Below are 13,216 nucleotides of genomic sequence, written 5' to 3' on the forward strand. Positions count from 1 at the left end.
GGTGCCGCCCGGCGCCGGGCCGCCCTTGCCGTTCTTCCACTCGTCGATGCAGGCGGTGTTGAAGCCCAGCTGGGCCGCGCGGATGGCAGCGATGTAGCCGCCGGGGCCACCGCCGATGACGATGACGTCGAATTGCTTGGACATGATGTTCTTTCGCTGGAGTCGGCTCACCACGGGGCTGGCACGCAAAGGCAAGCGTAGCGAAGCCCGTTCGCATGCACCCGCGGAACCGGCTTTGCCGGGCCGCCGGGTGCGCCCCCTTGAGGGGGGATTCGGCTACACGCAGTGAGCAAGAAACGGGGGTGGGTCAAATATCGAACAGCAGGCGCGACGGGTCTTCCAGCGCTTCCTTCATGGCGACCAGGCCCAGCACGGCTTCGCGGCCGTCGATGATGCGGTGGTCGTAGCTCATCGCCAGGTAGTTCATCGGGCGCACCACGATCTGGCCGTTTTCGACCACGGCGCGGTCCTTGGTCGCGTGCACGCCCAGGATGGCCGACTGGGGCGGGTTGATGATGGGCGTCGACAGCATGGAGCCGAAGGTGCCGCCGTTGGAGATGGAGAAGGTGCCGCCGGTCATCTCGTCGATGGACAGCTTGCCTTCCTGGGCCTTCTTGCCGAACTCGGCGATCTTCTTCTCGATGTCGGCGAAGCTCATCTGGTCGGCATTGCGCAGGATCGGCACCACCAGGCCGCGCGGCGAACCGACGGCGATGCCGATGTCGAAGTAGCCGTGGTAGATGATGTCGTTGCCGTCGACCGAGGCGTTGAGCACCGGGTACTTCTTGAGGGCGTGCACGGCCGCCTTGACGAAGAAGCTCATGAAGCCCAGCTTGGTGCCGTGCTCCTTGGTGAAGGCGTCCTGGAACTTCTTGCGCAGGTCCATCACCGGGGCCATGTTCACCTCGTTGAAGGTGGTCAGGATGGCGTTGGTGGACTGCGACTGCAGCAGGCGCTCGGCGATGCGGGCGCGCAGGCGGCTCATCGGCACGCGCTCTTCGGGGCGGTCGCCCAGGTTGGCAGCGGTGGGGGCGGCGACCTGCGGCAGCGAGGTCTTGGGGGCACCGGTCGGGATCTGAACGGCGGGTGCCTTGGCGGCGGTGGCACCACCGGCCACGGCCGACAGCACGTCGCCCTTGGTCACGCGGCCGTCCTTGCCGGAGCCGGCAACGTCGCTGGTCTTCAGGCCGTTGTCGGCGAGCAGCTTGGCGGCGGCGGGCATGGCCACGTCGGACTTGGCACCCCCCGTGGCGGCCGGTGCGGCAGCGGCCGGGGCCGAAGCAGCAGGCGCGGGTGCGGCGGCAGCCGGTGCGGGGGCGGCGGCGCCTGCCTTGCCTTCGGTGTCGATCTTGGCGATCAGCTGGTCGGCGACGACGGTCGCGCCGTCGGCCTGGACGATCTCGGCCAGCACGCCGGACGCGGGAGCGGGCACTTCGAGCACGACCTTGTCGGTCTCGATCTCGATCAGGATTTCATCGGCTGTGACGGCTTCGCCGGCCTTCTTCTTCCACTGCAGCATCGTGGCTTCGGCCACGGACTCGGACAACTGGGGAACCTTGACTTCAACGATGGACATTTTTGGGGACTCTGCTTATTCGAGGGAAACACGCCCGCGAACGAGAAAAAAAGTGGGGCGCGCGAGAACGGAAGGCCGGCGCGACGCACCGGCCTTCCTGGCGGGACTTACTTGGTGAGGACGAAGCCCTTGAGCTTGCCGAAGGCACCGTCGACCAGCGCCTTCTGCTGCTCCTGGTGCAGGTGGGCATAACCCACTGCCGGCGAGGCCGAGGCGGCACGGCCGGAGTAGCCGAGCTTCTGGCCGTCGAGCATGTTCTCGTGGATGTAGTGCTGCACGAAGAACCAGGCGCCCTGGTTCTGCGGCTCGTCCTGGCACCACACGATGTCCACCGCGTTCGGGTACTTCTTCACCTCGGTCGCGAAGGCCTTGTGCGGGAAGGGATAGAGCTGCTCGACGCGGATGATGGCCACGTCGTCGGCGCCCTTCTCCTCGCGCTTCTTGGCCAGGTCGTAGTAGACCTTGCCCGAGCAGGCGACGATGCGCTTGACCTTGTCGGCCTTGAGTTCCTTGACGTCGGGGATGACCGTCTGGAAGCCGCCCTTGATGAACTCCGACACCGGCGAGGTCGCATCCTTGTTACGCAGCAGCGACTTCGGGGTCATGATGACCAGCGGCTTGCGCAGGTTGCGCACCATCTGGCGGCGCAGCAGGTGGAAGATCTGGCTGGCCGTCGTGGGCTGCACCACCTGGATGTTGGTGTCGGCCGACAGCTGCATGAAGCGCTCCAGGCGGGCCGAGCTGTGCTCGGGGCCCTGGCCTTCGTAGCCGTGCGGCAGCATCAGCGTCAGGCCGTTCAGGCGGCCCCACTTCACCTCGCCCGAGGCGATGAACTGGTCGATCACCACCTGGGCGCCGTTGGCGAAGTCGCCGAACTGGGCTTCCCAGATCACCAGCGTGTTGGGGTCGTTGGAGGCGTAGCCGTATTCGAAGCCCAGCACCGCCTCTTCGGACAGGATGGAGTCGATGACGACGAAGGGCGCCTGGTTCTCGGCCACGTTCTGCAGCGGCACGTAGGTGCCCGTGTCCCACTTCTCGCGGTTCTGGTCGTGCAGCACCGAATGGCGGTGGGTGAAGGTGCCGCGGCCGCAGTCCTCGCCGGACAGACGCACCGGGTAGCCGCTGGCCACCAGCGAGGCGAAGGCCATGTGCTCGCCCATGCCCCAGTCGACGTTGACGTCGCCGCGGCCCATGGCGGCGCGGTCGTCCAGCACCTTCTTGACCAGCGGATGCACCGTGAAGCCTTCCGGCACCGTGGTGATCTTCTCGGCCAGGCGCTTCCACTCGGCCAGCGGCAGGGCCGTCTCGGCGGCGTCGGTCCACTTCTTGTTGGAGAAGGCGCTCCAGTCGACCGCGTACTTGCGCTTGAAGTCGGTCAGCACCGGGTCGATGGTGTTCTTGCCGGCGTCGAAGGCGGCGCGCTGGGCCTTGACCATGTCGTCGCCGAGCGTCTCGCCCAGGCCCTGGGCCGCCAGCTTGTCGGCGTAGAGCTTGCGCGTGCCGGGGTGGGCGGCGATCTTCTTGTACATCAGCGGCTGGGTGAGCGAGGGGGTGTCCTGCTCGTTGTGGCCCAGCTTGCGGAAGCAGATGATGTCGACGACCACGTCCTTGTTGAACTCCTGGCGGTATTCCAGGGCCAGCTGCATGCACAGCACCACGGCTTCGGGATCGTCGCCGTTCACGTGCAGCACGGGCGCCTCGATCATCTTGACGACGTCGGTGCAGTACAGCGTGGAGCGGCTGTCGCGCGGATCGGAGGTGGTGAAGCCGATCTGGTTGTTGATGACGATGTGGATCGTGCCGCCGGTGTAGTAGCCGCGGGTTTCGGCCAGCGCCAGCGTTTCCATGATGACGCCCTGGCCGGCGAAGGCCGCGTCACCGTGCACCAGCACGGGCAGCACCGAGGCGCCGCGGGTGTCGCCGCGACGGTCCATGCGGGCGCGCACCGAGCCCTCGACCACCGGGTTCACGATTTCCAGGTGCGAGGGGTTGAAGGCCAGGCTCAGGTGCATCGGGCCGCTGGGCGTGGTCACGTCCGAGCTGAAGCCCTGGTGGTACTTCACGTCGCCGCTGGGCAGGTCTTCGGGAGCGGTGTGGTCGAACTCGGCGAACAGGTCCTTGGGCGCCTTGCCCAGGGTGTTGACCAGCACGTTCAGGCGGCCGCGGTGGGCCATGCCGATCACGATTTCCTGCACGCCCTTGGCGCCAGCACCGTTGACCAGCTCGTCCATGGCGACGATGAAGCTTTCGCCGCCTTCGAGCGAGAAGCGCTTCTGGCCGACGTACTTGGTGTGCAGGAAGCGCTCCAGGCCTTCGGCAGCCGTCAGGCGCTCAAGCACGTGCTTCTTCTTCTCGGCGCTGAGCTTGGGGTTGGTGCGCGCGGCTTCGAGCTTCTGCTGCCACCAGCGCTTCTGCGCCTGGTCGGTCATGTACATGTACTCGACGCCGATGGTGCCGCAGTACGTTTCGCGCAGGGCGTTCAGCAGGTCGCGCAGCGACATGGTGTCGCGGCCGAAGAAGGTGTTGCTGGTGTTGAAGACCGTCTCGAGGTCGGCGTCAGCGAAGCCGTAGAACGACGGCTCCAGCTCGGGGATGGCCGGGCGCTCGGCACGCTGCAGCGGATCCAGGTTGGCCCAGCGGGCGCCGACGTTGCGGTAGGCGGCGATCAGCTGCTGGACGGCGGTGCGCTTGCGGCCCAGTTCGGAATCGGCACCGCTGGCTTCCACCACGCGGGTGCCGCCCTGCTTGGCGCGCTCGGCGAAGGCGTTGATGACGGGCTGGTGCGCAACATCGCGGGAATCGCTGCCGTCCGACGCGGGCACGTGTTGAAGTGCGTCAAAGTACGAGCGCCAGTTGTCCGGCACGCTGCCGGGGTTGGCGAGATAGTTCTCGTACATCTCTTCGACATAGGGCGCATTGCCGCCGAAGAGATAACTGTTGCCCTGATAGGCGTTGTAGATGGACGCGGGGGAATCGCTCATGTTCCGCTGACCTCCGCTTCCCTTGGGGAAGCATTAGCTGGTTAAGAAAACCTTCCGCGACACGGCTGAACCGGATGGCGGATGCGACTGTGGCTGGGGAAGGGCCTGAGTACACCAGGATTGTGCCACGTCGCACGCGCGCACTGACGCGGTGATTCGGAGCGCACCATTGTGCGCCCCCAATCTGACAGCGCGAGGCGCGGCGAAGTTCAGCCGATCAGGCGCTGGATCGCCTGCAGGCTGCCCGGGTCGTCGATGGTGGTGAGATCGCCCGGATCGCGCCGCTCGCAGACGGCCTGCAGGGCGCGGCGCAGCAGCTTGCCGCTGCGCGTCTTGGGCAAGGCCGCGACCGAATGCACGCGCGCCGGCCGCGCCAGCGCACCCAGGCCATCGGCCACGGTCTTCATCACTTCGCCTTCGAGTTTCAGGGCCGCAGCCTCGTCACCGACGCCGGCCCGCGGCACCACGAAGGCGACCGCGACCTGGCCCTTGAGCGCATCGGCCACGCCCACCACCGCCACTTCGGCGACGGCGGGATGGGCGGAGATGGCCTCCTCGATCTCGCGCGTACCCAGCCGGTGGCCCGCCACGTTGATCACGTCGTCGGTGCGGCCCAGGATGTAGAAGTAGCCGTCGGCATCGCGCACGCCCCAGTCGAAGGTGGAATAGACCTCGACGCCCGGAATGCTGTGCCAGTAGGTATCGAGGAAGCGCTGGTCGTCGCGCCACACCGTCTGCATGAAGCCCGGCGGCGTCGGCGACTCGATGACCACCACGCCCTTCTCGCCCGGCGTCGTCAGATCCGCGCCGGTCGATTCGTGCACCAGCTTGACCTTGAAACCATACATCGGCACGCCGGGGCTGCCTAACCTGGTGGGCTGCTGCTCCACGCCGTGCGCCACCGTCAGGATGGGCCAGCCCGACTCGGTCTGCCAGTAGTTGTCGATGATCGGCACGCCCAGGCCCTCGCTGATCCAGCGCGCGGTGGGCTCGTCCAGCGGCTCGCCGGCCAGGAACAGCGCGCGCAGGCTGGAGACATCGTGCTTACGCAGCAGCGCCGGGTCCTGCTTCTTGAGCACGCGCACGGCGGTCGGCGCCGAGAACATCACGTTGACCTTGTACTTCTCGACCAGCCGCCACCAGATGGCGCCGTCCGGCTGGCCGTCCAGCCCCTGCGTGGGCAGGCCTTCGTACACGAGGGTCGCCATGCCCGCGATCAGCGGGCCATACACGATGTAGCAGTGGCCGACCACCCAGCCGATGTCGCTGGTGCAGAAGTAGGTCTCGCCCGGGCTGGCCTGGAAGATGTGCCGCATGCTGGCCGCCAGCGCCACCGCATAGCCGCCGACGTCGCGCTGCACGCCCTTGGGCCGGCCCGTGGTGCCGCTGGTGTAGAGCGTGTAGCTGACATCGGCCGCGTCCATCCATTCGCAGGGCACTTCGGCATCGGCGTGGGCCGGCGCAAGCCGGTCCATCCGGTGATCGCGGCCTTCCACCAGCGCCATCGGCGCCAAGCCGCGGTCCGCCAGCAGCACGGCCGCGGGCTTGTGCGCGGCGAGCCGGATCGCCTCGTCCAGCAACGGCTTGTACGCCAGCACCTTGCCGCCGCGGGATCCGGCGTCGGCGCTGACGATCACCGCGGGCTGCGCATCGTCGATGCGCGAAGCGAGCGAGGCGCTGGCGAAGCCGCCGAAGACCACGCTGTGGATCGCACCCAGCCGGGCGCAGGCCAGCATGGCGAACACGGCCGGCGCGATCATGGGCATGTAGATCAGCACCCGGTCGCCACGGCCCACGCCCAGGCTGCGCAGCATCGAGGCCATCTGCTGCACCTCCCGATGAAGCTCGCCATACGTGTAGGTGCGCTCCGTGCCGGTCTCGGTCGACACGGCGATCACCGCCGGCTCATCCCGCCGATGGGGCAGGTGGCGGTCGATGGCGTTGTGGGACAGGTTGGTGGTGCCGCCGCCGAACCAGGTGGTGAAGGGCAGCCGGCTGCGGTCCAGGATGGTGGCCGGCGGCTGCTGCCAGTCGATCAGTCGGGCCTGCTCGGCCCAGAAGGCCTCGGGTTCGTCGATGGAACGGCGGTAGAACGCCTCGTAGCTGCGCATGGCCCGTTGTCTCCTGGTCGCCGGCGTCGAAGTTGCGCCGTGTGGACGCGATTATTGGAGACGGCCTTGCGGCAGGCTGACAGCGCCCTTTCATCGCGCGGCCCGCAGCGCCGCGCGAGGTCGGCGGCTCAGCGGATCAGCGCCTGCAGTTCCTTGAAGGCCGGATGCTCCGCGCTGCGAAGCCATTCGAAGCCCACCATCTCGGTGGTCACCAGCTCGGCCCCTGCGCCGGCCAGCCGGTCGAAGGCGGCATCGCGGTTGCGCTCGGTGCGCGAGCCGCAGGCGTCGGTGACCACCCAGACCTCGAACTCGTCCTCCAGCAGCTCCAGCGCGGTCTGCAGCACGCAGACGTGGGCCTCGCAGCCGGCGATCACGATGCTGCCGCGCTCGGGCGCCGCCGCCTGCGGCTTCTGCAGATGGCGCGGCAGGCTGCGCGCATTGCCCTGCGCGGGCCGCGCGGGCGGGCGCAGCCATTCGCCCAGCCCTTCGGACACGGCGCTGAACTGCATCTTGGCCAGGGTCCGGCTGCACTTGTCGCGCAGTTCCTCGGCCAGTGGGCCCAGCCGCGAGGGGTTCTGCTCCGTGCCCCACACCGGCACCTCGGCCAGCCCCGCCATCCTGGCCAGGCGCAGGGCGTTGGCCATGACGGCCTCGCCCTCGTGGATGGCGGGCATCAGCCGCGGCTGGTAGTCGATGAGCACGAGTTGGGACTGGTCGGCGTCGAGGAGCATGGCAGGAAGAAGGGATGGCGTCCGGCTCGGACGGAGAAATGACGGCGGCCACAATGGCGCGCATGCCGGCCATTGTCCATCCCTGCCCGCCCCGCGAATGAGCGAGCGCACCGTCATCGCCCCACCCGCCCGCCGACGGCTGCTCGGCGGCTTGCTCGCCGGGCTGGCCGCGACCGGCCTGCCCGGCTGCGGCTGGCTGCCGAGGCCCGCCGTCACGCCCTTGCCCAGCCGGGAAGACACCGGCGCCTGCGGCCCGGCCGACACCCTGATCGTGCTGCTGCCCGGTCGCGGCATGACCATCGGCGAACTGGCGGACGAAGGCTTCGGCAACGCGCTGCGCGACTCGGGCGTGCGCGCGGATCTGCTGCGCGTGGATGCGCACATGGCCTATTACCGCGACCAGAGCATCGTCACGCGCCTGCAGGAAGACGTCGTCTGCCCGGCACGCGCACGCGGCTACCGCCACATCTGGCTGGCCGGCATCTCGCTGGGCGGGCTGGGCGCCCTGCTCTATGCCGACGCCCATCCCGAGGACGTCGACGGCCTGCTGCTCATCGCGCCCTACCTGGGCGAGGAGACGACCGCCACCGACGTGGCCGTCCAGGGCGGCCCGGCGCGCTGGACGCCGACCAGCCTCACTGACGACGCCATCGGGGTCCGTGCCTGGACGGTCCTGAAGCGCTTCGTATCCGAGCCGGCCGGCGCGCCGCCGTTGTACCTGGCCTTCGGCGTGGACGACCGGCTGGCACCGACGCACCGGGTGCTGGCCGAGGCCCTGCCGCCACAGCGGGTGCTGACGGCGGCCGGCGGCCATGACTGGCCGGCCTGGCGCCCCTTGTGGCGCCGCCTGCTGGCCGAGGCGCCCCTGCCGCGCTGCCGGTGAAGGGCCGGCGGGCCACGCGGATGGTCGCGTTGCGCCGCCTCTACCGCCGCTGTGGGCGGCTCACGGCTGCAGCCGGATCAGCCGTCCGTCTTCCTCGTCGGTGAGCACGTAAAGCAGCCCGTCGGGCCCCTGCCGCACGTCGCGGATGCGTGCGCGGCCGGCCTCCAGCAGTTTCTCTTCCCGCACCACCCGGCCGTCCTTCAACTCGATGCGGTCCAGGTAGCCGAACTTGAGCGAGCCGACGAAGAGGCTGCCCTTCCAGGCCGGCCCATAACGGTCGCTGGTCAGGAAGGCCATGCCAGACGGCGCGATGGACGGCGTCCAGTGTTGCAGCGGCGGCTCCATGCCCTCTTTGGCCTGGATGCCGGCACCGATGGGCGCGCCGCCGTAGTTGACGCCGTGGGTGATCACCGGCCAGCCGTAGTTGCGGCCGGCGCGGTCGATGTTGATCTCGTCGCCGCCCTGCGCGCCATGCTCGTGCGTCCACAACTGGCCGTCCGGACCGATCGCGGCACCCTGCATGTTGCGGTGGCCATAGCTCCAGATCTCCGGCAAGGCGCCAGCGCGGTTCGCGAAGGGGTTGTCCGGCGGCGCCTTGCCCTCCTTGTCCACGCGCACCACCTTGCCCAGGTGGTTGTCCAGCCGCTGGGCATCCTCGCTGCGGGAAAAGCGGTCGCCCAGCGTCAGGAACAGCCGACCGTCCGGCGCCTCGGCGATGCGGCAGCCGAAATGGGCCCGGCTCGCCACCTTGGGCTGCTGGCTGAAGATCACCTGGGTCTGCGTCAGCCGGCGGGCATCCGGCGCCAGCACTGCGCGCGCCAGCGCCGTGCTGTTGGTGCCGCCCGGCCCGGGTTCCGAAAAGCAGAAGTACAGCTTGCGGTTCTGCGCAAAACCGGAATCGAGCACCACGTCGAGCAGGCCGCCCTGCCCACCCGCGGCGATGGGCGGCAGGCCCTCCACCGGCGCCCCGATCCGGCCGTCGGCGCCGACGACGCGAAGGCGGCCTGGGCGCTCCGTCACCAGGAAGCGTCCGTCAGGCAGAAAGGCCAGCCCCCAGGGATTGACCAGCCCCGACGCCACCGTCCGGGGCTGCGGTGCCGGCTGGGCGGTGCTCGATACGGCAACAGCGAGCGCGGCGAGAGCGATGGCGCATCGTGAGAGGACGGCAATCATGGGGCTCCTCGGCAAAAACCGTCGAAGATGACACGCATCTGCGGCTTGTTCAATCAACCCCTCGCAATGAAAACCGCCACTGTTACAACCCTGAATTTCAGCAGACCGTGAAATTTATTCAGCATCAATGACTTGCGAGGGGTAGCTCATGCAAGGAAATGGTTGACACCTTAAAGTGTCATCCATATCCTACGGGCCCATGCGAACTTTCGTCCTGCCCGCCCTGGCCCTCCTCCTCGCCACTGCCGCGCATGCCGCCCCTGGCACCGACCGGTCAGCGGAAATGGACAGACTTCTCGCTGAACGCGGCCTGCTCGGCCGTGTCGAGCATGCCCGCCAAGCCGTGGCCGACAAGGCCTCCGATCTGGTCGTGAGCGCCATGAGCTTCCTCGGCGTTCCCTACCGCCGCGGCGGCAACAGCGCCGAAACCGGTTTCGACTGCAGCGGCTTCGTCCGCGCCATGTACAACCAGACCATCGGCATGGTGCTGCCCCGCCGCGCCGAAGAGCAGGCCGCCGCCACCGAGAAGATCGACCGCAGCGAACTCAAGCCGGGCGACCTGGTCTTCTTCAACACCATGCGCCGCGCCTTCAGCCACGTTGGCATTTACGTCGGCGACGGCAAGTTCATCCACTCGCCCCGCTCCGGCTCCGAGGTGCGCGTCGAGGACATGAACCAGAGCTACTGGACGAGCCGCTTCAACGGCGCCCGCCGTGTGATGTCCGAAGGCGCCGCCGGCGAATAAGCCTCCCGGCACCCCGGCCTCCAGAACGAGCCCGCTGCGATCCAGCGGGCTTTTTCGTGGCCGCTCGCGCGGCAACCCCCGCCACCATTGAAACGGCCCGGCCGCCACCGCGAGGTGCCGGCCGGGCCGTCTTGGGCGCCGCGTGGCGGCGCGCGCCGTCAGCGCTTCTGCGGCGGCAGGTCCGTGCAGGTGCCGTGCGCCACTTCCGCCGCCATGCCGATGCTCTCGCCCAGCGTGGGGTGCGGATGGATGGTCTTGCCGATGTCGATCTCGTCCGCGCCCATCTCGATGGCCAGCGCCACCTCGCCGATCATGTCGCCGGCATGGGTGCCGACGATGCCGCCGCCCAGGATGCGGTGCGTTTCGGCGTCGAACAGCAGCTTGGTGAAGCCTTCGTCGCGGCCGTTGGCGATGGCGCGGCCCGAGGCCGTCCACGGGAACAGGCCCTTCTTGACCTTGACGCCCTGCGCCTTGGCCTGGTCCTCGGTCAGGCCCACCCACGCGACCTCGGGGTCGGTGTAGGCCACGCTCGGGATCACACGGGCGTTGAAGGCGGCGCTGGCCAGCTCCTTGTCGCCCTTCTGTTCGCCGGCGATCACCTCGGCCGCCACGTGCGCCTCGTGCACCGCCTTGTGGGCCAGCATGGGCTGGCCGACGATGTCGCCGATGGCGAAGATGTTCGGCACGTTGGTGCGCATCTGGATGTCGACCGGGATGAAGCCGCGGTCGGTCACCGAGACGCCCGCCTTCTCGGCGCCGATCTTCTTGCCGTTGGGCGTGCGGCCCACGGCCTGCAGCACCAGGTCGTAGACCTGCGGCTCCTTGGGGGCGCCCTCGCCTTCGAACATCACCTTGATGCCGTCCTTGGTCGCCTCGGCGCCGACGGTCTTGGTCTTGAGCATGATGTTGTCGAAGCGCGGCGCGTTCATCTTCTGCCACACCTTGACCAGATCGCGGTCGGCGCCCTGCATCAGGCCGTCCATCATCTCGACCACGTCCAGCCGCGCGCCGAGCGACGAGTACACCGTGCCCATTTCCAGGCCGATGATGCCGCCGCCCAGGATCAGCATGCGCTTGGGCTCGGTCGCCAGCGCCAGGGCGCCGGTCGAGTCCACGACGCGCGGATCGTCCTTGGGCATGAAGGGCAGATGCACCGCCTGCGAGCCGGCCGCGATGATGCAGTGGCGGAAGCGGATCACCTGCTTCTTGCCGGTGGTGGCCCGGCCGTCGCCGCTGGTCTCGTCCACTTCGAGGTGGTAGGCGTCCAGGAAGGTGCCGACGCCGCGCACGGTCGTGACCTTGCGCATCTTGGCCATGGCCGTCAGACCGCCGGTGAGCTTGCCCACCACTTTGTTCTTGTGGGCCAGCAGCTTGGCGCGGTCGACCGTGGGCGCGCCGAAGTCCACGCCCAGATCGGCGAAGTGCTTGACCTCGTCCATCACCGCCGCCACGTGCAGCAGCGCCTTGGAGGGGATGCAGCCCACGTTGAGGCAGACGCCGCCCAGGGTGGCGTAGCGCTCCACCAGCACCGTCTTCATGCCGAGGTCGGCGCTGCGGAAGGCAGCCGAGTAGCCGCCCGGGCCGGCGCCGAGCACGAGGGTGTCGCACTCGACGTCGACCTGACCGCTGTAGCTGCCGGCGGGCGCCGGAGCCGCCGGGGCAGGTGCCGGCGACGGCGCCGCCGGCTTGGCCGCCGCTGCGGCGGGCGCAGGCGATGCCGCCGGGGCCGGAGCCGGCGCGGCAGCCTCGGCCGCCTCCACCGTCAGCACCACCGAGCCTTCGCTGATCTTGTCGCCCACCTTCACGGCGACCGACTTGACCACGCCCGCGTGGCTGGAAGGAATCTCCATCGACGCCTTGTCGGACTCGACGGTGATGAGGGACTGCTCCACCGCGATGGTGTCGCCCGCCTTGACCAGCACCTCGATCACGGCGACTTCGCTGAAGTCGCCGATGTCCGGAACCTTGACCTGTTGTTCGCTCATGCCGTGGTCTCCTTACAGCACGATGCGGCGGTAGTCCGCCAGCAGCTGGCCCAGGTAGGCATTGAAGCGCGCAGCCAGGGCGCCGTCGATGACGCGGTGGTCGTACGACAGCGACAGCGGCAGCGTCAGGCGTGGCACGAACTGCTTGCCGTCCCACACCGGCTTCATCTGGCCCTTGGAGAGGCCCAGGATGGCCACTTCGGGCGCGTTGATGATCGGCGTGAAATGCGTGCCGCCGATGCCGCCCAGCGAGCTGATCGAGAAGCAGCCGCCCTGCATGTCGGCCGCGCCCAGCTTGCCGTCGCGGGCCTTCTTGGCCAGTTCGCCCATTTCCTGGCTGATCTGCAGGATGCCCTTCTTGTCGGCGTCCTTGAGCACCGGCACCACCAGCCCGTTGGGCGTGTCCGCCGCGAAGCCGATGTTGAAGTACTGCTTGTAGACCAGGGTGTCGCCGTCCAGGCTGGTGTTGAACTCGGGGAACTTCTTCAGGGCCGCGACCACGGCCTTGATGACGAAGGCCAGCATGGTGACCTTCACGCCCGACTTCTCGTTCTCCTTGTTGGTGGAGACGCGGAACGCTTCCAGCTCGGTGATGTCCGCTTCGTCGTTGTTGGTGACGTGCGGGATCATCACCCAGTTGCGGTGCAGGTTCGCGCCGCTGATCTTCTTGATGCGCGACAGGTCCTTGCGCTCGACCGCGCCGAACTTCGTGAAGTCCACCTTCGGCCAGGGCAGCAGGCCCAGGGCCGCGCCGTCGGCGCCGCCACCGCCGGCCGGGGCCTTGGCCGCCTGCGCCTTGGTCTGCGTGGCACCGGCCATCACCGACTTGGTGAAGCCCTGCACGTCTTCCTGCGTGATGCGGCCCTTGGGACCGCTGCCCTTGACCTCCTCCAGCGGCACGCCGAGCTCGCGGGCGAACTTGCGCACCGAGGGCGAGGCATGCGGCAGGCCGGTGGCCGGCGTCTTGGTCGGGTCATGCGCGGGCACGCTCGCGGCCGCGGGTGCGGGCGCGAGCGTGCCCGCGCATGACC

General features: G+C 68.6%; 9 protein-coding genes and 1 pseudogene. 2 read left to right on the plus strand and 8 right to left on the minus strand.

Features of this window, described 5'->3' with window-relative positions; genetic code table 11:
* The 5 genes and pseudogenes from NS331_RS25885 to NS331_RS24430 form a co-directional block, all read right to left on the minus strand.
* A partial coding sequence (locus tag NS331_RS25885; protein ID WP_153013034.1) for an FAD-dependent oxidoreductase occupies positions 1-144 on the minus strand: 144 nt, incomplete at its 3' end.
* 163 nt (positions 145-307) lie between these two features.
* Positions 308-1,576: a 2-oxoglutarate dehydrogenase complex dihydrolipoyllysine-residue succinyltransferase gene (gene odhB / locus NS331_RS24415; RefSeq protein ID WP_058644511.1), complete on the minus strand. Its 1,269-nt coding sequence runs from the start codon at positions 1,574-1,576 to the stop codon at positions 308-310.
* A gap of 107 nt (positions 1,577-1,683) precedes the next feature.
* The gene (locus tag NS331_RS24420; protein ID WP_058644512.1) at positions 1,684-4,557 is read right to left on the minus strand and encodes a 2-oxoglutarate dehydrogenase E1 component; all 2,874 of its coding nucleotides are present in this window, start codon (positions 4,555-4,557) and stop codon (positions 1,684-1,686) included.
* Between the two features lie 209 nt (positions 4,558-4,766).
* Positions 4,767-6,671: pseudogene (locus NS331_RS24425) on the minus strand (propionate--CoA ligase); the annotation flags it as partial.
* Between the two features lie 125 nt (positions 6,672-6,796).
* Entirely contained in the window at positions 6,797-7,399 is a 603-nt protein-coding gene (locus NS331_RS24430; protein ID WP_058644514.1) for an isochorismatase family protein, read from the minus strand.
* A gap of 97 nt (positions 7,400-7,496) precedes the next feature.
* Here NS331_RS24430 and NS331_RS24435 point away from each other — a divergent pair, with 97 nt between their 5' ends.
* Positions 7,497-8,282, plus strand: coding sequence for an alpha/beta hydrolase (locus NS331_RS24435; protein ID WP_082702752.1), 786 nt, complete (start codon positions 7,497-7,499; stop codon positions 8,280-8,282).
* Between the two features lie 60 nt (positions 8,283-8,342).
* Here NS331_RS24435 and NS331_RS24440 read toward each other — a convergent pair whose 3' ends face one another.
* Complete coding sequence (locus NS331_RS24440; RefSeq protein WP_082702753.1) at positions 8,343-9,455, minus strand: PQQ-dependent sugar dehydrogenase; 1,113 nt, start codon at positions 9,453-9,455, stop codon at positions 8,343-8,345.
* Between the two features lie 199 nt (positions 9,456-9,654).
* Between NS331_RS24440 and NS331_RS24445 the strand changes: the two genes are divergently transcribed.
* Positions 9,655-10,200, plus strand: coding sequence for a C40 family peptidase (locus NS331_RS24445; RefSeq protein WP_058644515.1), 546 nt, complete (start codon positions 9,655-9,657; stop codon positions 10,198-10,200).
* A gap of 158 nt (positions 10,201-10,358) precedes the next feature.
* Here NS331_RS24445 and lpdA read toward each other — a convergent pair whose 3' ends face one another.
* Both lpdA and NS331_RS24455 read right to left on the minus strand, forming a co-directional pair.
* The gene (gene lpdA / locus NS331_RS24450) at positions 10,359-12,185 is read right to left on the minus strand and encodes a dihydrolipoyl dehydrogenase (protein ID WP_058644516.1); all 1,827 of its coding nucleotides are present in this window, start codon (positions 12,183-12,185) and stop codon (positions 10,359-10,361) included.
* A 12-nt stretch (positions 12,186-12,197) separates the two neighbouring features.
* A partial coding sequence (locus NS331_RS24455) for a 2-oxo acid dehydrogenase subunit E2 (protein ID WP_193758203.1) occupies positions 12,198-13,216 on the minus strand: 1,019 nt, incomplete at its 5' end.

Source organism: Pseudacidovorax intermedius (genome assembly GCF_001476815.1).
Taxonomy (GTDB): domain Bacteria; phylum Pseudomonadota; class Gammaproteobacteria; order Burkholderiales; family Burkholderiaceae_C; genus Xenophilus; species Xenophilus intermedius_A.